We start from the raw sequence: 20,087 nt of genomic DNA, 5'->3' as shown, positions 1-20,087 counted from the left end.
GGGGGTGCCGGGCTCGAGCTCGGCGTGCAGCTCGTCGTCGAGGACGGCGAGGGAGATCCCGATGCCGACGCGGACCTCGCGGGCGGCGTCGGCGAGCAGGGGCAGGTCGCGGCGCAGGAGCGTGCCCTTGGTGAGGACGGACAGCGGGGTGCCGTGCGCGACGAGGGCGTCGACGATGCCGGGCATGAACCCGTACCGACCCTCGGCGCGCTGGTAGGGGTCGCTGTTGGTGCCCATCGCGACGTGCTCGCGCCGCCACGACGGGCGGGCGAGCTCGGCGCGGAGCACGTCGACGACGTTGGTCTTGACGACGAGCTGCGTCTCGAAGTCGCGGGCGGCGTCGAGGTCGAGGTACTCGTGGGTGGGTCGGGCGAAGCAGTAGGTGCAGGCGTGCAGGCAGCCGCGGATCGGGTTGACGGTCCACCGGAACGGCATCTGGGACGCGGCGGGCACCTTGTTCAGGGCGCTGCGGCACAGGACCTCGTGGAACGTGACGCCGGCGAAGTCGGGGGTGCGGACCGACCGGACGAGGTTCGCGAGGGCGAGGCCGGGCAGGGCCTCTCCGCCCGCCGCCGCCACCTTCTGACCGTCCCACCGCACCCGTCGAGTCGAACACCTGTTCGATGACGTGTCAAGCGGGACGGCCGGGGTGCGGCGGCGGGCGGGACGGGCTCAGGAGCCGGCAGGAACCACCCGAGGCCAGAGGTCCTCGTGCGGCGGCGCCCACGTCGCGGCGTCGGCCGGGACCTGCTCGCCCGAGCGGATGTCCTTGACCTGGTCGGCCTCCTCGCCGCCGTCGGACAGGAACCACACGAACGGGATGCCCCGGCGGTCGGCGTGCCGGATCTGCTTGCCGAACTTGGCGGCGGACGGCGCGACCTCGACGGGGATCCCCCGGGCCCGCAGCGCGGCGGCGACGGACTCCGACCGCGGCCGGTCGTCCTCGCTGGTGACCGCCACGAGGACCGCCGACGGCACGGACCGGGTCGCACGGACCAGGCCGGCGCCGAGCAGCCGCGAGACCAGGCGGGACACGCCGATCGACAGGCCGACGCCCGGGTAGGTCGTCGAGCCGTCCGACGCGAGCGTGTCGTACCGGCCGCCCGAGCAGATCGACCCGAGCTGCTCGTGGCCGACGAGGACCGTCTCGTACACGGAGCCCGTGTAGTAGTCGAGGCCGCGGGCGATCTTCAGGTCAGCGACGACGACGCCCGGCGCGCGCAGCGCCGCGGCCCGCACGAGCGCCCCGAGCTCCGCGAGGCCCTCCTCGAGCAGCGGGTGGTCGGCTCCGTTCCGCGCGGCGACCTCGCGCACGGCGTCCACGACGGACTCGTCCGCGCCGGAGACAGCCGCGAGGTCGAGGCACGCCTGCGCCTGCTCGGGAGTCGCGCCGGTCTCCTCGATCAGCAGCGCCGCGACGGCAGGGCCGCCGATCTTGTCGAGCTTGTCGATGCCGCGCAGCACGCCCTCGACGTCGGTCAGGCCCAGCCCGCGGTAGAACCCCTCGGCGACCTTGCGGTTGTTCACCAGGATGCGCACGGGCGGCAGCCCGACCTCGCGCAGCGTGCCGAGTGCCTCCGCCATGACGAGCGGCAGCTCGACCTCGAAGTGGTACGGCAGGTCCCCCGCGGCGACGACGTCGACGTCCGCCTGCACGAACTCGCGGAACCGGCCGTCCTGGGGACGCTCGCCCCGCCAGACCTTCTGGATCTGGTAGCGGCGGAACGGGAACGCGAGGTGGCCCGCGTTCTCCAGCACGTACCGCGCGAACGGCACCGTCAGGTCGAAGTGCAGACCGAGCCGGCCGCCCCGGTCCGGGCTGTCCGGGTCCTCCTGCAGCCGCGACAGGACGTACACCTCCTTGGAGGTCTCCCCCTTGCGCAGCAGCTGGTCGAGCGGCTCCACGGCGCGCGTCTCGATGCCCGCGAACCCGTGCAGCTCGAACGTCCGGCGCAGCACGTCGAGCACGTGCTGCTCGACGATGCGCCCGTCGGGCAGCCACTCGGGGAATCCGGACAGAGGTGTGGGTCGCGCCATGGGCCCGCAGTCTTCCAGACGACGGCAGCCGCGCCCGACCGCATTCCGCGCGTCAGCGGTCCGGTGCGGTCAGGTACGGGTTGGACCGGAGCTCGGAGGCGACGTCGCTCGTCGGGCCGTGGCCCGGGACGACCACGGTGCGCGGGTCCAGGCGGGACACGAGCTCGCGCAGCGTCGTCGCCATCGTCGCGCCGTCGCCGCCCGGCAGGTCGGTCCGGCCGATCGTGCCCGCGAACAGCACGTCGCCCGTCAGCGCGACGGGACGGTCGTCGCCCGCGTCGAGCAGGTACAGCGTCGACCCCTCGGTGTGCCCGGGAGCGTGCCGCCCCACGACCGTCACCTCGCCGACCTCCCACGTCACGTCGGCGCTGCGGGCCGCGCCCTCGGCGCCGGGGGCGCCGAACGTCTCGACGCGCGTCGGACGCCGGTACGCGCCCACGTCGACCCCGGCCGCGGCCAGCGCCTGCGCGAGCGGACCCGACGGGTCGTGCGACGCCCCGCCCAGCGGGCCGAGCGTGCCGAACGGGTCGTGCAGGCGGTACTCGTCCGCGGCGTGCACCCGCACCGGGACGTCGAGCCCGTCGGCGACGGCCGCCGCGTCCCACGTGTGGTCGGCGTGCCCGTGGGTGAGGTGCACGGCGAGCGGCCGCAGCCCCCGCTCGCGCACCGCGTCGAGCACGGCGGCCGCCGTCCCGGCACCCGGGTCGACCACGACGCACGCGCCGTCGTCGGCCACCACGACCGTGCACCGGGCGGCGAACACGGGGGCCTCGAGCGTCAGGAGCTGCATCCCTGCACGGTAGCCGCGGTCGTCACCAGGAGGTCAGCGCGTGGTCGATGGCTCGACAGGCGCGCGGGCTGCCTAGACTGTCCGGGGTCCCTTCGTGCGGTGCGGCAGGTCGAGAGCCTGCCCCACCTCACCGACGACGCGAGGAGAGTGCGTGTCCAGCAAGCGCGAGCGTGAGCGTGAGTACGAGCGCCGCCGGTACGAGGAGTGGCAGCAGCGCCAGGTCCGGTCCCGCGCACGCCACCACCGTCAGCGGATCATCGCCGGCACCGTCGTCGGAGCGCTCGTCCTGGTCATCGGCATCGCGGCCGCCGTCGTGCTCACCTCCGACGACACCCCGCCGGCCGCCGAGCCCACCACGCCCGTGGACACCGCCGCGCCCGACGCGGCCGCCCGCACCGGCAACGGGGGCGTCGTCCCCGACCCCGCCGCCGCGGAGGACCGCACCTGGACCGGCACCATCCAGCTCGCGCAGGGACCCGTCGAGGTCGAGCTCGACGGCGCCGCCGCGCCCCAGGCCGTCGCGAACTTCGTGACCCTCGCCCGCGAGGGGTACTTCGACGGCACCGGCTGCCACCGCCTCGTCACGTCGGGCATCTACGTGCTGCAGTGCGGCGACCCGACGGCCACCGGCCAGGGCGGCCCCGGCTACTCGTGGGGCCCTGTCGAGAACGCGCCCGCGGACGACGTGTACCCCGCGGGCACCATCGCCATGGCGCGCGTCGGCAACGACGCCAGCTCCATGGGCAGCCAGTTCTTCCTCGTGTACGAGGATTCGCAGATCCCGTCGGACTCGGCGGGTGGTTACACCGTGTTCGGCCGCATCACGTCCGGGTTGGACGTCGTGCAGGCCATCGCTGACGCGGGCACCGTGGAGGGTACGCAGACCCCGGTGGACGACGTCATCATCGAGGGAGTGGAGACCCAGTGACCGAGACCCCCGCTTCGCCGTCCACGCCGGACGAGCCCGCGACCACTCCCCCGCCCGAGGCCGCCGCCGACGCACCTGAGACGACGCCGGTCGTCGAGGACGCCCCGAGCACCCCCGACGGCACCGCTGACGTCTCCACCGACGGCGACGCCGCCGCACCCGCCGGTGCGGTCGACGACGAGCCCGTCGTCGAGGAGCCCGTCGTCGAGGAGCCCGTCGTCGAGGAGGCGTCCGAGGCCGTCGCGAACGAACCTGCGTCGGCCGACGTCAGCGACGACGCGCCGAGCGAGCCCGCCGAGGAGCCCGCCGAGGCGGCGACGGTCACGCCCGACGCGGACGTCGCCGACGAGAGCGCGGACGCCGATGAGCCCGCTGCGGCCACCGCGTCCGCACCGCGCCCGAGCCCCGCCTCGGTCCGTCCCGCGCCCCGGCCCCGACCCGTGCCGCACCCGCCGGCACACCCGGTCGCCGCCTCGCCGACGACCCCCGCGCCGGTCGCCGCCCCGGACGACAGCGCCGAGGCCGTGCACGCCGCGACGTTCGGCTCGGTCGACGACGAGGGCACGGTCACCGTCCGCGAGGCCGCGGGCGAGCGCGTCGTCGGGCAGTTCCCGGGCGCGACGAGCGAGGAGGCGCTGGCGCTGTACGTCCGCCGGTTCCTCGACCTGCAGGCCAAGGTGACGCTCTTCGAGGCGCGCCTGTCGGCGACGGACCTGTCCGTCAAGGAGATCGACCAGACGCTGACGCGCCTGACCGACGAGCTGCGCGAGCCCGCGGCCGTCGGCGACCTCGACGCGCTGCGCGCGCGGCTCGAGGACCTGCGCGGGGTGGCCGCCGAGCGGCGCGCCGCGGCGGAGGCCGAGCGTGCGGCCGCCCGCGAGGCGGCGCTCGTGTCGCGCACGGCGATCGTCGAGCAGGCCGAGAAGATCGCGGCGACCGACCCGTCCCGGATCCAGTGGCGTCCCGCCGGCGAGCAGCTGCGCACGCTCCTCGAGCAGTGGAAGGACGCGCAGCGCTCCGGTCCGCGCCTGGACCGCCCCACCGAGGAGTCGCTCTGGAAGCGGTTCAGCCACGCCCGGACCACGTTCGACCGTGAGCGCCGGCACTTCTTCGCCGAGCTGGAGTCCCGCAACGCCGGGGCGAAGGCCACCAAGGAGGCGCTCGTCGCCGAGGCGGAGAAGCTCCAGTCGAGCACCGAGTGGGGGCCGACCGCGGGCGCGTTCCGCGACCTCATGGCGCGCTGGAAGGCAGCAGGACGCGCGAGCCGTGCCGACGACGACGCCCTGTGGGCCCGGTTCCGCGCGGCGCAGGACACGTTCTTCGCGGCCCGTGACGCACAGGCCGCGGCGACCGACACGGAGTTCCGCGCGAACCTCGAGGTCAAGGAGGCGCTGCTCGTCGAGGCGGAGGCGATCCTCCCGATCCGTGACCTCGCCGCGGCGAAGTCGGCGATCCGGTCGGTCCAGGACCGCTGGGAGGCCGCGGGCAAGGTGCCGCGCAACGACATCCAGCGCGTCGAGGGCCGCCTGCGGGCCGTCGAGTCGGCCATCCGCGACGCCGAGCAGGCGCAGTGGCGTCGCACCAACCCGGAGACGCGCGCCCGCGCCGAGGGTGCCGCGGCGCAGCTCGAGCAGGCGATCGCGGGGCTCGAGGCGGACCTCGACCGCGCGAAGGCCGCGGGCGACGCCCGCCGGATCGCGGACGCGCAGGCCGCGCTCGACGCCCGCCGGGCGTGGCTGGAGCAGGTGCAGCGCGCCGCCGAGGACGCCCGGGGCTGACGCACCCGGTCTCAGGACCACCCGACGCCCACCCGTCCTGTTGCGGACGGGTGGGCGTCGTCGTCCACAGGTCCGTGCGGTGCCACCCACGGAGGCCCGGTCGGGGCCAGTCTGGGCAGCGTGACCTCCGTCCTCGACGCCTACCTTCCCCGCCGGCCCGCGGTCCCGCTGATCGTCCGGCGCCGCGACGTCGGCACGGCCGCCTGGTTCGCGCTGCTGCGCGACGGCGTCCTGCGCCCGCTGTGGACCGACGTCGCGGTGGCCGCCGACCTCGACGTCTCCCCCGCGCTGCGCAGCGCCGCGCTGGCGGACGACGTGCCTCCGGAGGCGGTCGTCGGACGGCGCAGCGCCGCCTGGGTGCACGCGGGCGGCCCTCCGCCGGACAAGGTCGACGTCCTCGTGCGGCCGGGACGCCGCGCGGTGTCCACCGACCGCCGGTCGGCCGCCGAGCAGGCGCTCGTGGCGGACGACGTCGAGTTCGTCGGCCCGCTGCGCGTGACCACGGTCTGCCGCACGGGCACCGACGTCGCCCGCTTCGTGCCCGGCGCGGATGCCTCGCGGATCCTCGTCGAGCTCCTGGGCGCCGGGTTCGACCCGCACGCGGCGCTGCGGCGGCTCGACCGCCTGCCGGGCGGGCGGGGCGTGCGCCGGGCGCGAGCGGTCCTGGAGGGGCTCGACCCTGCGATCGCGCGCGACCCGGCGATCGAGCGCGATCCTGCGACGGTGCGCGACCCAGCGACGTCGCGCGATCCCGCCACCCGCAGCGCCTCGCTCACGCGCGGATGACGGGCTCCTCGGCAGCCTTGGCACCGGTGATGCGGTAGACGTCGAACACGCCCTCGACCTTGCGGACCGCCGCCAGCACCGACGCGAGGTGCGACGGCTCGGCCATCTCGAACACGAACCGCGAGAGGGCAACCCGGTCGCGCGACGTCGAGACGGACGCCGAGAGGATGTTGACGTGGTGGTCGGACAGCACCCGCGTCACGTCCGACAGCAGGCGGCTGCGGTCCAGCGCCTCCACCTGGATCTGCACGAGGAACATCGACGAGCTCGAGTGGGTCCACTTCACGTCGACCATGCGCTCGGGCTGCGACCGCAGCGCGTCGACGTTCAGGCAGTCGCTGCGGTGCACGCTGACGCCCGCACCGCGCGTGACGAACCCGACGATGTCGTCACCGGGGACGGGCGTGCAGCACTTCGCGAGCTTGACCCAGACGTCGTCGACGCCCTTGACGACGACGCCCGGGTCGCCGGTCCGCACGCGACGCGCGGTCGGGCCGGGGCGGGCGGCCTCGGCGAGGTCCTCCTCGGCCGCGGGCTCGCCGCCGAGCGAGTGGACGAGCCGCTGGACGACGGTCGCGGCGGAGACCTGCCCCTCGCCGATCGCCGCGTACAGCGCCGAGACGTCCTGGTAGCGCATCTCATTGGCGAGCGCGACGAGCGACTCGTGCGACAGCAGACGCTGGATCGGCAGGTTCTGCTTGCGCATCGCCTTCGCGATCGCGTCCTTGCCGTGCTCGATCGCCTCCTCGCGGCGCTCCTTGGAGAACCACTGGCGGATCTTGTTGCGGGCGCGCGGGCTCTTGACGAACCCGAGCCAGTCGCGCGACGGGCCCGCCGTCTCCGACTTCGACGTGAAGACGTCGACCACGTCGCCGTTCTCGAGCGCCGAGTCGAGCGGCACCAGCCGACCGTTGACGCGCGCACCCATGGTCCGGTGGCCGACCTCGGTGTGCACCGCGTACGCGAAGTCGACGGGCGTCGACCCGGACGGCAGCCCGATGACGTCGCCCTTGGGCGTGAAGACGTAGACCTCGGACCCGGCGATCTCGAACCGCAGCGAGTCGAGGAACTCCGACGGGTCGGCCGTCTCCTTCTGCCAGTCGACGAGCTGGCGCAGCCACACCATGTCGTTGCCGGCGGGGTCGGTGCCCTGGGAGCCCGCGGCGTTCTTCGCGATCTCCTTGTACTTCCAGTGCGCCGCGACGCCGTACTCCGCGCGCCGATGCATGTCGTGCGTCCGGATCTGGATCTCGACGGGCTTGCCGCCCGGACCGATCACGGTCGTGTGCAGCGACTGGTAGAGGTTGAACTTGGGCATTGCGATGTAGTCCTTGAACCGGCCGGGGACCGGGTTCCACCGCGCGTGCAGGGCGCCGAGCGCCGCGTAGCAGTCGCGCACCGTGTCGACCAGGACGCGCACGCCCACCAGGTCGTAGATGTCGGCGAAGTCGCGGCCGCGCACGATCATCTTCTGGTAGATCGAGTAGTAGTGCTTCGGACGGCCCGTGACGGTCGCCTTGATCTTCGCGGTGCGCAGGTCCGCGCCGACCTGCTCCCGCACGACCGCGAGGTACTCCTCGCGTGCCGGGGCACGCTCGGCGACGAGGTGCACGATCTCGTCGTAGAGCTTGGGGTACAGCGTCGCGAACGACAGGTCCTCGAGCTCCCACTTGATCGTGTTCATGCCGAGGCGGTGCGCGAGCGGCGCGTAGATCTCGAGGGTCTCGCGGGCCTTCTTCTCCGCTGACGCCGACGCGACGAACTTCCAGGTCCGGGCGTTGTGCAGGCGGTCGGCGAGCTTGATGACGAGGACGCGGATGTCGCGGGACATCGCGACGACCATCTTGCGCACGGTCTCGGCCTGCGCGGCGTCGCCGTACGTCACCTTGTCGAGCTTGGTGACGCCGTCGACGAGCATCGCGACCTCGGGCCCGAACTCGCGCCGCAGCTGGTCGAGCGAGTACTCGGTGTCCTCGACGGTGTCGTGCAGCAGCGCGGCCGCGAGCGTCGACGGCGTCATGCCGAGCTCGGCGAGGATCGTCGCGACCGCGACGGGGTGCGTGATGTACGGGTCGCCGCTCTTGCGCAGCTGCCCGCGGTGCGCCTTCTCGGCGACGACGTACGCCTGCTCGACGACCGCGAGGTCGGCCTTCGGGTGGTTGGTCCGCGCCGCCTGGAGGACGGGCTCGAGGGCGGGGAACGCGGGACCGGACCGCTGGCCGAACCGGACGAGCCGGGACCGGACGCGGCTCGACGCCGACGCGTTGGCGTCGGTACCGACATCCTGGGCGGACGCCTCGGGTGCGCGCACGTCGTCGCTCATCGCGCCCCTCCCGCCGCCGCAGTCGTCGTCCCCTGACGCCGGGACGTCGCGGCGCTCACCGGCGGGACGTCCGACCCGCGGGGACCGGATCGCAGCAGTCTACGTCGGCACCGCTGCTCGGACCGACAGGGGGCGGACGCCGACGACCGTCGGTGTCCCGTCCCGGCTGACCTGCGGGGCAGGGTCAGGGCACCCGGACGAGCACGTCGACCGGCAGCCCACCGAGACGCGCCCGGCCGTCGAGACCCTCGAGCTCGACGAGGAAGGACAGCCCCACGACCTCGGCACCGCACCGCTCGAGCAGCGCGACGGTGGCCGCCGCGGTCCCGCCCGTCGCGAGCACGTCGTCGATCACCAGGACGCGGGCGCCCTCCGGCACCGTGAACGGGTGGATCTCGACGGACGCGTGCCCGTACTCGAGCTCGTAGTGCTCGACGGCGGTGGGGCCCGGCAGCTTCCCGGCCTTGCGCACCGGGAGCAGGCCCGCACCGAGGGCCACCGAGACGGGGGCGGCGAGCAGGAACCCACGCGCCTCCATGCCCGCGACGAGGTCGACGCCCTCGGGTGCGGCCGCCGCCATGGCCTCGACGACGCCGGCGAACGCCGGTCCGTCGGCCAGGAGCGGCGTGATGTCGCGGAACAGCACGCCGGGCTGCGGGTAGTCGGGCACGAGCCGCACGAGCTCGTCGATGCGCGCCAGGACGTCGGCGCGACCCGTGGGAGCGCCCGAGGGCGCTCCCACGGCTGCGCCGCCGGCGGCGGGGAGGCCCGTCATCGACGTCGCTTCGGCTGAGCGGCGACGCCCTGGTGCGACCCGGGGCGCAGCTGGCCGGTCGCGTGGACGGTCCCGACGAGCGCGGGGACGCCCTCACCGGCACCGGCCGCGGCGCGCGCGGCGAGCACCTTCGCGGTGTGGTCGCGCAGCGCGGGCTCCCGCTCGCGCAGCCACACCTCGACGGGCGTCGCGAGGAAGATCGACGAGAACGTGCCGACGAGCATGCCGACGAACAGCGCGAGCGCGATGTCGCGCAGCGTCCCGGCACCCAGCACGAACGCGCCGACGAAGAGGATCGACGCGACGGGCAGCAGGGCCACGACGGACGTGTTGATCGACCGGACCAGCGTCTGGTTGACGGCGAGGTTCGCCCGTTCGGCGTACGTGAACCGCGACTGGTCGAGCGTGTCAGCGGTGTTCTCCCGGACCTTGTCGAAGACCACGACCGTGTCGTAGATCGAGTACCCGAGGATCGTCAGGAAGCCGATCACGGTCGCCGGGGTGACCTCCCAGCCGACGCCCGCGTACACGCCCGCCGTGATGATGAGGTCGTGGAACAGCGCGACGAGCGCGGCGACCGCCATCCGCCAGTTGCGGAAGTAGATCGTCATGACGATCGTCACGAACAGCAGGAAGACGAGGATGCCGGTGATCGCCTTGCGCGAGATGTCGGCGCCCCACGACGGGCCGATGAACGACGTCGTGACCTGCTCCTCGGGCACGGAGAACGCGTCGGCGAGGGCGCCCTGCATCTCCTCGACCTCGTCGTTCGTCAGCTCCGCAGTCTGGATCCGCAGGCTCTCCGACCCGACGGTCGTCACCTTGGGCGACTCCTCGGGGGCGTGCTCCAGGACGGTGTCGATCGCGAGCTGCTGGTCGAGGTCGGACACACCGGAGACGACGAACTGCGAGCCGCCCCGGAACTCGATGCCCGGGTTGAGGCCCGGCTTGACGAGCAGCACCGCGGAGATCGCGACGAGGATCGCGGAGATCGTGAACCAGAGGCGACGGCGTCCGACGATGTCGTACGACCGACGGCCCGTGTAGAGGTCGTTGCCCCACTGGGCGAATCCGACGGCCATCAGTGCTCGTTCCCCTCGGTGCGCCCGGTGCCGGGCTCGGACGACGTCGACGTGTCCGCTGCCGGACCTGACGGCTCGGGCGGCGGTGCGTCGGCCTCGCGGGCGGCGCGCGCGGCGGCGCGGCGCTCGGCGATCGTCGTGCCGGACGCGGCGGGGGCGCTCGACCCCGTGCCGCTGCCGACGCCCACGGGCACACGCTCGGCGTCCGCCTTGGCGGACTTCTCCGTGGTGCTGGGGCTGACGACGCGCCCACGGCCCGCGTACCGGGGCACGTCCACACCGAGGCGGTGCGGGTCGAGCCCGGACAGCGGGTGACCGCCGCCGAAGAACTTGGTGCGGGCGATGATCGACATCATCGGGTGCGTGAAGAGGAACACGACGACGACGTCGATGAGGGTCGTCAGGCCGAGGGTGAAGGCGAAGCCCCGGACGCCGCCGACGGCGAGCACGTAGAGCACGACGGCCGCGATGAAGTTCACGGCGTCCGACGCCAGGATCGTGCGGCGTGCCCGCTCCCAGCCGCGCTCCACGGCCTGCTGCAGGGTGCGACCCTCGCGCAGCTCGTCGCGGATGCGCTCGAAGTACACGATGAACGAGTCCGCGGTGATGCCGATGGCGACGATGAGGCCGGCGACGCCGGGCAGCGACAGCCGGTACCCCTGTGTCCACGACAGCAGCGTGATGACGCCGTACGTGATGACCGCGGCGACGACGAGCGAGGCGACCGTGAGCAGGCCGAGCGCGCGGTACTGGAACATCGAGTAGATGACGACCAGCACCAGTCCGATGAGGCCCGCGATGAGGCCCTTCTCGAGCTGCTCGGAGCCGAGCGTCGCGGAGATCTGCTCCTCGCTCTGCACCGTGAACGACAGGGGCAGCGAGCCGAAGTTCAGCTGGTTGGCGAGCGTGATCGACGACTCCTGCGTGAAGTCGCCCGAGATCTCCGCCTTGCCGTTGGAGATGATCGTGCCGGGGTCGAGACCGGGCGCCGAGATGACGAGGCCGTCGAGGACGACCGCGAAGCGGTTCTGCGGCTCCGACAGGCCCTGCAGTCGCGTGGTGACCGCGGTGAACTGGTCGGTGCCCTTCGAGGTGAACTCGAGGTTGACGACGCGCTCACCCGTGAAGGCACCCGAGGACGTCTGGCGCAGGCCGGCGTTCGCGCTGGAGATCTCCTGGCCCTCGATCTCGACCGGTCCGAGGATGTACTTCGTCGTGCCGTCGGGGTCGCACGTGACGAAGGCCTTCTCGGGGTCGCCGGGCGCACCACCGGTCTGGTTCACAGGGTCGGTGCAGTCGAGGGCGTCGAACTGCGCCTGGACCGCGGGCGTGATGTAGTACGCCGCGTCGCTCGGGCTGTCCGGCGCCGCCTTCGTGGGCGTGTCGGACGCGGGCGCCGACGCACTGGGCGTCGGCTCCGGCGCCGCGGCGGCGTCGGGCGCCGTCTCCTCCGTGGCGGCCTCGTCAGCCGCGGCACCGTCCGTCGCGGTGTCGTCCACGCCCTCGGTGGCCTGGGCCGTCGCGGTGGGCTCGGGGGCCGCCGCGCCGTCGCCGACGGGGGTCGGCGCCCCCGCCACCAGGACGGGGCGGAACTCCATCTGCGCCGACGTCCGGACCAGCTCGAGCGTCTCCTCGCTCGGCGTGCCCGGGAGCGCGACCACGATGTTGTTGCTGCCCTGGCTGGTGATCTCGGCCTCGGCGACACCCGAGGAGTCGACCCGCTGCCGGATGACCTGGATCGCCTGGGAGATGGTCTCCGAGGTGATGTCACCCGTGTCCTCGGCGACCGGCCGCAGGATGATCTGCGTGCCGCCCTCGAGGTCGAGCGCCAGGTTCGGCGTCCACGTCGCGGTGGAGTTCTGGGTGCCGGCGAAGAGCGTGCCGAACAGCGCCACGATCAGCAGCCCGAGCCACAGGAGCGTGCGGGCCGGCCGGTGACGGCGGGTTGGAGGGGCCAACGGAGTCTTCTCTCGTGCGCGCACCGGTCACCCAGGTGACCGGTGGGGTCCAGGCCCGGGCGTCGTCACCCGGGCCGTGCGGTTACTTGGTGTCCGGCTCGTCGTCCTTCTTGCGCAGGACGGGCGGGAGCGAGGACAGGTCGTCCGGGACGTCGATGACCTCGTCGTTCGCCCGGGCGATGCGGTCGGCATCGGTCGTGGCGTCGTCGGGGGTGTCGTCGTCGTCCTCGTCGGCGGGGGTCTCCTCCACCGGCGGGTCGATGCGCTTGGCGATCGCGGCGCGGATCCAGCGCGTCTGCGAGCCGGGCGTGGACTCGACGGTGATGACGTCGCCGTCGACCTCGACCACGGTGCCGAACAGGCCGGAGCCGGTCATGATCTCGTCGCCGGGGGCCAGGTTGTTCCGGAACTCCTGGGCCGCCTTCTGCTGCTTGCGGGTGCGGCTCGACATGAGCCAGAACGCGCCGAAGGCGAGGGCGAGGATGACGAGAAAGGTGGGGTCCACGACTGGTACGGCTCCGATCGAGTGATGTGTCCGCCGCAGTCTAGGCGCAGCGGCTCGCCGCTCCAACGTCCGGAGGCCGGGAGGGGTTCCCGGATCGGGCGACGGGCGTGCCGGCACCGGCCGGCCGGTCGGCGACGACCGGACGCCACCCGGGTCGCCCTGACCTCGTCCGCAGCCGGGCGCCTAGCCGAACAGGGTCCCTGGGCCCGCGGCCGGGGTCAGACCGAGGTGCTCCCACGCCCCGGGCAGCGCGACACGTCCCCGGGGTGTGCGGCCGATCAGCCCCTCGCGGACGAGGAAGGGCTCGGCGACCGTCTCGACCGTCTCGGGCTCCTCGCCGACGGCGACCGCGAGCGTCGTGAGCCCGACCGGTCCTCCCCCGAACCGTGTGCACAGCGCGGTGAGGACCGCCCGGTCCAGCCGGTCGAGCCCGAGCTCGTCGACCTCGTAGACCTCGAGGGCCGACTGCGCGGCGGCGAGGCTCAGCGTGCCGTCGCCCCGCACCTCCGCCCAGTCGCGCACCCGGCGCAGCAGGCGGTTCGCGATGCGGGGCGTGCCCCGCGACCGCGACGCGATCTCGGCCGCTGCGGCGGCGTCGAGCGGAGCACCGAGCAGCCCGGCGGAGCGCAGCAGGACGCGCTCGAGCTCGTGGGTCTCGTAGAAGTCGAGGTGGCCGGTGAAGCCGAACCGGTCGCGCAGCGGCGCGGGCAGGAGTCCCGCGCGGGTCGTCGCGCCGACCACGGTGAACGGCGGCAGGGCGAGCGGGATCGCGCTCGCACCCGCGCCCTTGCCCACGACGACGTCGACGCGGAAGTCCTCCATCGCGACGTAGAGCAGCTCCTCGGCGGGCCGCGCGAGCCGGTGGATCTCGTCGAGGAACAGCACCTCGCCCTCCTCGAGCGAGGACAGCACGGCGGCCAGGTCGCCCGCGTGCTGGATCGCCGGGCCGCTCGTCACGCGCAGCGACGTGCCGAGCTCGGCGGCGATGATCATCGCGAGGGTCGTCTTGCCGAGGCCGGGCGGGCCCGACAGCAGCACGTGGTCCGGTGCGCGGCCGCGCCGGCGTGCGGCTTGCAGCACGAGCGAGAGCTGGTCGCGCACGACCCGCTGCCCCACGAACTCGTCGAGCGAGCGGGGTCGCAGCGCGGCCTCGGCGGCACGCTCGAGGTCGTCGGCGCCGCTGTGCACGAGCGACTCGGCGGGCAGCCGCTCGGTCGTGAGCTCGTCGTCGGGCGCGTCAGCCATGCCCACCGCCGAGCGTGCGCAGGGCCGCGCGCAGCACCCCGGCGACCTCGTCGGCGGCGACCGGGCCGGGCGTGTCCTCCAGGACGGACGCGACGGCGTCGCCCGCGGACTTGGCCGTCCAGCCGAGCCCGACGAGGGCCTCGACGACCTGGTCCCGACGGTCGTCGACGGCTGCGGCGGCCACCGGGGACGCTCCCGACGTCGGCGCGGGCGCGCCCAGCCGGTCGCCGAGCTCCAGGACGATCCGCTGCGCGCCCTTGCGCCCGATCCCGGGCACGCGCATGAGCGCCGCGAGGTCCTCCCCCGCGACCGCCCGGCGCAGGCCGTCGGGCGTGTGCACCGCGAGCATCGCCAGGGCCAGGCGCGGGCCGACGCCCGACACGGTCTGCACGACCTCGAAGACCTCCCGCTCGTCGGCGTCCGCGAACCCGAACAGCGTCAGGGAGTCCTCGCGCACGACGAGCGACGTCGCGAGCAGGGCCTCCGACCCGACGCGCAGCCCGGCGAGCGTCGCGGGCGTCGCCTGCACGAGCATGCCGACGCCGCCGACCTCGACCACGGCAGCGTCGAGGCGCACCGCCTGGACCGTCCCCCGCACCGACGCGATCACCGTCGACCCTCTTCCGTCGTCCCGTCCGTCACGCGGCTACTCTCGCACACCGAGCCGAACACCTGTACGACGGACACGCGCGTCAGCCGCGGCGGCGGGCCGCCTGCTCGGCCGCGGCCCACGCGCTCTGCGCGGCGGTCATCGAGCCGGGTGCGCGCTGCGGTGCGCCGAGGGCGCCGGCGGGCCGCCACAGGTGGCAGATCGCGAGCGCGAGCGCGTCCGCGGCGTCGGCGGGCCGGGGCAGCTCGTCGAGGTCGAGGATGCGCGCGACCATCGTCTGGACCTGGGCCTTCTCCGCCCGGCCGTACCCGGTGACCGCGGCCTTGACCTCGCTCGGCGTGTGCAGCGCGACCGGGATGCGGCGGCGGGCCGCCGCGACCATCGCGATCCCCGCGACCTGCGCGGTGCCCATGACGGTCCGGACGTTGTGCTGGGCGAACACCCGCTCGACCGCCACGGCGTCAGGAGCGTGCTCCTCGAGCCACTCCTCGATGACGCGCTCGATCGTCAGCAGGCGCTGGTCGACCTCACCGTCGACCGGGGACCGGGCCACCCCGACCGCCACGAGCCGCGAACGGCGGACGGGCAGGCCGTCGACCACGCCGAGACCGCACCGGGTCAGGCCGGGGTCGACTCCGAGGACGCGCACGCTCGTATGGTCGCAGCCGCCCGGGTCGATCCCCGGGAGGCCGCGCGCCTGTCGTCAGTCGTCCTCGAGCTCCGCCATGACCTCGTCGGACGCGTCGAAGTTCGCGAAGACGTTCTGCACGTCGTCCGAGTCCTCGAGCGCGTCGATGAGGCGCAGGATCTTGCGGGCGCCGTCGGCGTCGACCTCGATCTGCGTCGACGGCCAGAAGACGACGTCGGCCGAGTCGTACTCGATGCCGGCGTCCTGCAGCGACGTGCGGACCGGCACCAGGTCGGTCGCCTCGCTCAGCACCTCGAACGACTCGCCGAGGTCGTTGACCTCCTCGCCGCCCGCCTCGAGCACGGCCTCCATGACGGCGTCCTCGTCGGTGCCCTCCTTGGGGACGATGACGACGCCCTTGCGGCTGAAGATGTAGGACACCGAGCCGGGGTCGGCCATCTGCCCGCCGTTGCGGGTGAACGCGACGCGCACGTCGGACGCCGCACGGTTGCGGTTGTCCGTGAGGCACTCGACCAGGACCGCGACGCCGCCGGGGCCGTAGCCCTCGTACATGATCGTCTGGTAGTCGGCGCCGCCGGCCTCCTGACCGGAGCCGCGCTTGAGCGCGCGGTCGATGTTGTCGTTCGGGACCGACGACTTCTTCGCCTTCTGGATGGCGTCGAACAGCGTCGGGTTGCCCGCGGGGTCACCACCGCCCGTGCGGGCGGCCACCTCGATGTTCTTGACCAGCTTCGCGAAGAGCTTGCCGCGCTTCGCGTCGACGACGGCCTTCTTGTGCTTGGTGGTGGCCCACTTGGAATGACCCGACATCGGCTCTGCCTACCCCTGGCTCTCGCGGACGATCTCGACGAACAGACGGTGCACCCGGGTGTCCCCCGTGACCTCCGGATGGAAGGACGTCACGAGCAGCGGACCCTGGCGGACCGCGACGATCCTACCGGCGGCCGGACCCGACTCGACGCGTCCGACGACGCTCGCGGCCGGGCCGACCTCCTCGACCCACGGCGCGCGGATGAACACGGCGTGCAGCGGGCCGTCCTCGACCCCCTCGATCGACAGGTCGGTCTCGAACGAGTCGACCTGACGGCCGAACGCGTTGCGGCGCACGGTGACGTCGACGCCGCCGAGCGTGCGCTGCCCCTCGATCCCGCCGAGCACCCGGTCGGCGAGCAGGATCATGCCCGCGCACGACCCGTACGCCGGCATGCCGTCGCGCAGCCGCCGCTGCACGGGCTCGAACAGGTCGAACGCGCGCAGCAGCTTGTCGATCGTCGTCGACTCCCCGCCGGGGATGACGAGCGCGTCGACGGCGTCGAGCTCGGCGACGCGGCGCACGGGCACGGCCGTCGCCCCCTCGGTCGACAGGGCGTGCACGTGCTCGCGCACGTCTCCTTGCAGGGCGAGGACTCCGACGGTCACGGTCACGGTCGGCGATCCTAGTTCGCCTCGACGAGCCGTCCCGTGCGCGCCCGGTCCCCGGTCGTCTGGCCGGGCTCGCCGGCGGTGACGGCCTGGCCGGGCTCGCCGGCGGTGACGGCGTCGACGAGCCGCGCGAGGCCCGCGCGCAGGGCGTCGGGCGCGGCGGCGAGGCTGACGCGGACCTGTCCGTGGGCGGCCGTGCCGAACGTCGAGCCCGGCGCGACGGCCACCTGCCGCTCGGCGAGCAGGCGCAGCGCGAACGCGTCGGTGTCGTCCTGGCCGACGTCGACCATGAGGTAGAACGCCCCCTCGGGCCGGACGTAGCCGAGGCCCGCGGCGTCGAGCAGCGCGACGGCCTCGTCGCGGCGCGCACGGTACGACGCCACCGCGGCGGCGACGTGGTCCTGCGGCCCGGTCAGCGCGGCGAGCGCGGCGTGCTGACCGACGGCCGACGGGCACGCGATCGTCGCCTCCGCGAGGTGCCCGAGCGTCTCGACGAGCTCGTGGCGGGGCGTCGCGAGGTACCCGATGCGCCAGCCGGTCATCGCGTACGTCTTCGACAGGCTGTGCTGCACGACGACCCGGCCGTCGGTGTCGAACGCGGCGGGGCTGACGTGGGGGGCGCCGAACGTCACGGCCTCGTAGCACTCGTCGGACAGGACCCACAGGTCGTGGCGGCGCGCGACGTCGACGAGGCCCGCGACGACGTCGGCCGGGTAGACCGCGCCCGTGGGGTTGTTCGGGGAGCACACGACGATCGCGCGCGTGCGCGGCCCGATCGACGCCTCGACCTCGGCGACGTCCGGCACGTAACCGGCCTCCGCCGCGGTGCGGTAGGTGCGCACGACAGCCCCCACGGACACGGCGGCCATCGCCCAGTTCGGGAACATCGGGTCGGGCAGCAGGATCTCGTCGCCGGGCCCGAGCAGCGCGGCCATCGTCATGGTGAGGCCGTGCATCGCGCCGTGCGTGACGACGACGTCGTCGGGGGCCGTGGCGCGGCCGGACACGCGGGCGACGCGCTCGGCGGCGACGGCGCGCAGGTCCGCGAGGCCGGTGCTCGCGGTGTATCCGGCGAGGCCGTCGTGGGCGGCGCGGGCGGCGGCGTCGACGACGTGCGCCGCGGGGGCCGTGTCGGGCTCACCGATCTCGAGGTGCAGCGCAGCCGGGTCGCGGTGCGCGAGCTCCATGAGCAGTCGGATGCCGCTGCGAGGGATGTGCAGCGCCGGGGAGGTCGGGGCGAGGGTGGGCATCCCCCGACGGTACACACCGACGTTACTCATCAGTACGGCCGGGTCGGTGCCGCGGCTCGGTCCAGCGCCCGGTCGGCGGTGTGCCGTCGACCGTCAGGTCTCGCGGGCCAGACCGAGGTGCCGCACCGTGCCGTCCCAGCCCGACGCCAGGTCGCGCACGAGCGCGGCCAGGCCCACCGGGAAGACCTCGATGTCGACGACCGCGAGCTCGTCGAGCGGCCACCAGCGCAGCTCGTCGAGCACCCCGGCCTCGAGCTCGGTCCAGCCGTCCCGGCTCAGCTCGCCGACCTGCGACGAGTGCACGCGCGCGAGGAACAGCTCCTCGTCCTGGCGGCAGTGCTGTGCGAAGAAGTCGAAGATCGCGGACCGCGTGAGCACGGGCCCCTCGAGGGCTGCAGGGTCCAGGACGATGCCCGTCTCCTCGCGGACCTCGCGCAGGGCCGCCGCGGCGGCGTCCTCACCGTCGTCGATGCCACCGCCGACGGTGAACCACCAGCTCCGCTCGGGCTGGTCGACGTCGTGCCCGCGCATCAGCAGCACACGGTCGTGCTCGTCGAGCAGGATCACGCGGGCCGCACGGCGGAACAGCAGCCCGTCCGGGCCCGGCCGCCACTCGGGCCCGAGCCCGTGCACCGGTCCCCCGCCGTCCGCGTGCCCGCGGGCCGGCAGGTCGGACGCCGGCAGGCCGAGGGCCGCGGACGACTCGACGTCGCCCGCGGCCCCGGGACCGCTGTGCTCCTGGGTCACCAGCCCCGCTCGGCGAGGCGGTGCGGCACCGGCACGTCGTCGACGTTGATGCCGACCATGGCCTCGCCCAGGCCGCGCGAGACCTTGGCGATGACGTCCGGGTCGTCGTAGAACGTCGTGGCCTTGACGATCGCGGCCGCGCGCTCCGCGGGGTTGCCCGACTTGAAGATGCCGGAGCCGACGAACACGCCCTCGGCACCGAGCTGCATCATCATCGCGGCGTCGGCCGGGGTCGCGATGCCGCCGGCGGTGAACAGCACGACGGGCAGCTTGCCCGCGGTCGCGACCTCCTTGACGAGGTCGTACGGCGCCTGCAGCTCCTTGGCGGCCAGGTACAGCTCGTCCTCGGGCAGCGAGGTGAGGCGGCGGATCTCGTCGCGCAGCGTGCGCATGTGGGTCGTCGCGTTCGAGACGTCGCCCGTGCCGGCCTCGCCCTTCGAGCGGATCATCGCGGCGCCCTCGGTGATGCGGCGCAGCGCCTCGCCCAGGTTGGTCGCACCGCAGACGAACGGCACGGTGAACGCCCACTTGTCGATGTGGTGCGCGAAGTCCGCGGGCGTGAGCACCTCGGACTCGTCGACGTAGTCGACGCCGAGCGACTGCAGCACCTGCGCCTCGACGAAGTGGCCGATGCGCGCCTTCGCCATGACGGGGATGGAGACGGTCGAGATGATGCCGTCGATGAGGTCGGGGTCGCTCATGCGGGCCACGCCACCCTGGGCGCGGATGTCCGCGGGCACGCGCTCGAGCGCCATGACGGCGACGGCGCCGGCGTCCTCGGCGATCTTCGCCTGCTCGGGCGTGACGACGTCCATGATGACGCCGCCCTTGAGCATCTCCGCCATGCCGCGCTTCACGCGGGCCGTCCCGACGGCGCCGGCGGCCGGCTCGTGCGTCGTGGTGGTCGGCTGGCTGTTCTCGCTGGTCACGTCGAGCCTCACAGATGTGGTGCGGGTGTGGAGGTGGGCGAGGCGCCCGTCCGGTCATCGTAGTCCGTCGGGCACGGCGTCCCGGCGCCCGTCTCAGCCCGTCTCAGGGCTGGGCCAGGGCTGGGCCGGGACGGGTGAGGACGCGGGTCAGGCGCGGCCGGGGCCGTCGCCGGCGGGCCGCCCCTCGCCGGCGCGCGCGCCCGGCCGGCCGAGGGCGGCAGGCCACTCGTCGTCCAGCTCGAGCGTGCGCGGCGCCGGTGCGTGGCCCGCGAG

Annotated in this window: 19 protein-coding genes; 3 read left to right on the top strand and 16 right to left on the bottom strand. The window is 73.9% G+C overall.

Annotation, left to right across the window (positions count from 1 at the left end; translation table 11 throughout):
• From CBZ_RS01180 to CBZ_RS01170, 3 genes are all read right to left on the bottom strand, one after another.
• A partial coding sequence (locus CBZ_RS01180; protein WP_130779794.1) for a radical SAM protein occupies positions 1–600 on the bottom strand: 600 nt, incomplete at its 3' end.
• Positions 601–672: 72 nt separating this feature from the next.
• The gene (gene hisS / locus CBZ_RS01175; RefSeq protein WP_130779793.1) at positions 673–2,037 is read right to left on the bottom strand and encodes a histidine--tRNA ligase; all 1,365 of its coding nucleotides are present in this window, start codon (positions 2,035–2,037) and stop codon (positions 673–675) included.
• Positions 2,038–2,089: 52 nt separating this feature from the next.
• Positions 2,090–2,827 carry an MBL fold metallo-hydrolase gene (locus tag CBZ_RS01170; protein ID WP_130779792.1) on the bottom strand — a complete coding sequence of 246 codons (738 nt, stop codon included), beginning with the start codon at positions 2,825–2,827 and terminating at the stop codon, positions 2,090–2,092.
• 151 nt (positions 2,828–2,978) lie between these two features.
• On the opposite strand from CBZ_RS01170, the gene CBZ_RS01165 reads away from it, so the two are divergent.
• The 3 genes from CBZ_RS01165 to CBZ_RS01155 all read left to right on the top strand — a co-directional run bounded on the left by CBZ_RS01165 (position 2,979) and on the right by CBZ_RS01155 (position 6,319).
• Positions 2,979–3,755 carry a peptidylprolyl isomerase gene (locus tag CBZ_RS01165; RefSeq protein WP_130779791.1) on the top strand — a complete coding sequence of 259 codons (777 nt, stop codon included), beginning with the start codon at positions 2,979–2,981 and terminating at the stop codon, positions 3,753–3,755.
• Positions 3,752–5,533, top strand: a complete 1,782-nt coding sequence (locus tag CBZ_RS01160; RefSeq protein ID WP_130779790.1) for a DUF349 domain-containing protein — start codon at positions 3,752–3,754, stop codon at positions 5,531–5,533. Before CBZ_RS01165 ends, CBZ_RS01160 begins: the two co-directional genes overlap by 4 nt.
• Positions 5,534–5,653: 120 nt before the next feature.
• Positions 5,654–6,319 (top strand): hypothetical protein, encoded by a 666-nt coding sequence (locus CBZ_RS01155; RefSeq protein WP_130779789.1) that lies wholly within the window; start codon positions 5,654–5,656, stop codon positions 6,317–6,319.
• Here the strand turns inward: CBZ_RS01155 and CBZ_RS01150 are convergent.
• From CBZ_RS01150 to pdxS, 13 genes are all read right to left on the bottom strand, one after another.
• The gene (locus tag CBZ_RS01150; protein WP_130779788.1) at positions 6,306–8,642 is read right to left on the bottom strand and encodes a RelA/SpoT family protein; all 2,337 of its coding nucleotides are present in this window, start codon (positions 8,640–8,642) and stop codon (positions 6,306–6,308) included. The two genes, CBZ_RS01155 and CBZ_RS01150, sit on opposite strands and share 14 nt — an antisense overlap.
• 184 nt (positions 8,643–8,826) lie before the next feature.
• Entirely contained in the window at positions 8,827–9,417 is a 591-nt protein-coding gene (locus CBZ_RS01145) for an adenine phosphoribosyltransferase (protein WP_130779787.1), read from the bottom strand.
• A complete protein-coding gene (gene secF, locus CBZ_RS01140; RefSeq protein ID WP_130779786.1) occupies positions 9,414–10,499 on the bottom strand; it encodes a protein translocase subunit SecF in 1,086 nt (361 codons plus the stop codon). Before secF ends, CBZ_RS01145 begins: the two co-directional genes overlap by 4 nt.
• Entirely contained in the window at positions 10,499–12,457 is a 1,959-nt protein-coding gene (gene secD, locus CBZ_RS01135; RefSeq protein ID WP_130779785.1) for a protein translocase subunit SecD, read from the bottom strand. The genes secF and secD overlap by 1 nt, the downstream gene beginning before the upstream one ends.
• Positions 12,458–12,539: 82 nt before the next feature.
• Positions 12,540–12,962 (bottom strand): preprotein translocase subunit YajC, encoded by a 423-nt coding sequence (yajC, locus tag CBZ_RS01130; protein ID WP_130779784.1) that lies wholly within the window; start codon positions 12,960–12,962, stop codon positions 12,540–12,542.
• A 183-nt stretch (positions 12,963–13,145) separates the two neighbouring features.
• Entirely contained in the window at positions 13,146–14,207 is a 1,062-nt protein-coding gene (ruvB, locus tag CBZ_RS01125; RefSeq protein ID WP_130779783.1) for a Holliday junction branch migration DNA helicase RuvB, read from the bottom strand.
• On the bottom strand, positions 14,200–14,817 hold the full coding sequence (gene ruvA / locus CBZ_RS01120; RefSeq protein WP_130779782.1) for a Holliday junction branch migration protein RuvA: 618 nt from the start codon (positions 14,815–14,817) through the stop codon (positions 14,200–14,202). The genes ruvB and ruvA overlap by 8 nt, the downstream gene beginning before the upstream one ends.
• Before the next feature lie 82 nt (positions 14,818–14,899).
• Entirely contained in the window at positions 14,900–15,466 is a 567-nt protein-coding gene (ruvC, locus tag CBZ_RS01115) for a crossover junction endodeoxyribonuclease RuvC (protein ID WP_130779781.1), read from the bottom strand.
• Between the two features lie 54 nt (positions 15,467–15,520).
• The gene (locus tag CBZ_RS01110) at positions 15,521–16,276 is read right to left on the bottom strand and encodes a YebC/PmpR family DNA-binding transcriptional regulator (protein ID WP_130779780.1); all 756 of its coding nucleotides are present in this window, start codon (positions 16,274–16,276) and stop codon (positions 15,521–15,523) included.
• A 9-nt stretch (positions 16,277–16,285) separates the two neighbouring features.
• Positions 16,286–16,891 (bottom strand): pyridoxal 5'-phosphate synthase glutaminase subunit PdxT, encoded by a 606-nt coding sequence (gene pdxT / locus CBZ_RS01105; RefSeq protein WP_130779779.1) that lies wholly within the window; start codon positions 16,889–16,891, stop codon positions 16,286–16,288.
• Between the two features lie 11 nt (positions 16,892–16,902).
• Positions 16,903–18,138, bottom strand: a complete 1,236-nt coding sequence (locus CBZ_RS01100) for a pyridoxal phosphate-dependent aminotransferase (protein ID WP_130779778.1) — start codon at positions 18,136–18,138, stop codon at positions 16,903–16,905.
• A gap of 93 nt (positions 18,139–18,231) precedes the next feature.
• Entirely contained in the window at positions 18,232–18,885 is a 654-nt protein-coding gene (locus CBZ_RS01095) for an NUDIX hydrolase (RefSeq protein WP_130779777.1), read from the bottom strand.
• Positions 18,882–19,814, bottom strand: a complete 933-nt coding sequence (pdxS, locus tag CBZ_RS01090; protein ID WP_130779776.1) for a pyridoxal 5'-phosphate synthase lyase subunit PdxS — start codon at positions 19,812–19,814, stop codon at positions 18,882–18,884. The genes CBZ_RS01095 and pdxS overlap by 4 nt, the downstream gene beginning before the upstream one ends.
• Positions 19,815–20,087: the final 273 nt, after the last annotated feature.

The sequence above is a fragment of the Cellulomonas biazotea genome (assembly GCF_004306155.1).
Lineage (GTDB): Bacteria > Actinomycetota > Actinomycetes > Actinomycetales > Cellulomonadaceae > Cellulomonas > Cellulomonas biazotea.
The sequence above is the reverse complement of the archived record's forward strand: the minus strand, read 5'-3'. Positions and strand labels throughout refer to the sequence as shown.

What these genes read in the sequence shown, in the direction of transcription:
- hisS (WP_130779793.1), bottom strand. Translation starts at nt 2,037, where the DNA reads ATGGCGCGACCCACACCTCTGTCCGGATTCCCCGAGTGGCTGCCCGAC.
- CBZ_RS01170 (WP_130779792.1), bottom strand. Translation starts at nt 2,827, where the DNA reads ATGCAGCTCCTGACGCTCGAGGCCCCCGTGTTCGCCGCCCGGTGCACG.
- CBZ_RS01150 (WP_130779788.1), bottom strand. Translation starts at nt 8,642, where the DNA reads ATGAGCGACGACGTGCGCGCACCCGAGGCGTCCGCCCAGGATGTCGGT.
- CBZ_RS01145 (WP_130779787.1), bottom strand. Translation starts at nt 9,417, where the DNA reads ATGACGGGCCTCCCCGCCGCCGGCGGCGCAGCCGTGGGAGCGCCCTCG.
- secF (WP_130779786.1), bottom strand. Translation starts at nt 10,499, where the DNA reads ATGGCCGTCGGATTCGCCCAGTGGGGCAACGACCTCTACACGGGCCGT.
- ruvB (WP_130779783.1), bottom strand. Translation starts at nt 14,207, where the DNA reads ATGGCTGACGCGCCCGACGACGAGCTCACGACCGAGCGGCTGCCCGCC.
- CBZ_RS01110 (WP_130779780.1), bottom strand. Translation starts at nt 16,276, where the DNA reads ATGTCGGGTCATTCCAAGTGGGCCACCACCAAGCACAAGAAGGCCGTC.
- CBZ_RS01100 (WP_130779778.1), bottom strand. Translation starts at nt 18,138, where the DNA reads ATGCCCACCCTCGCCCCGACCTCCCCGGCGCTGCACATCCCTCGCAGC.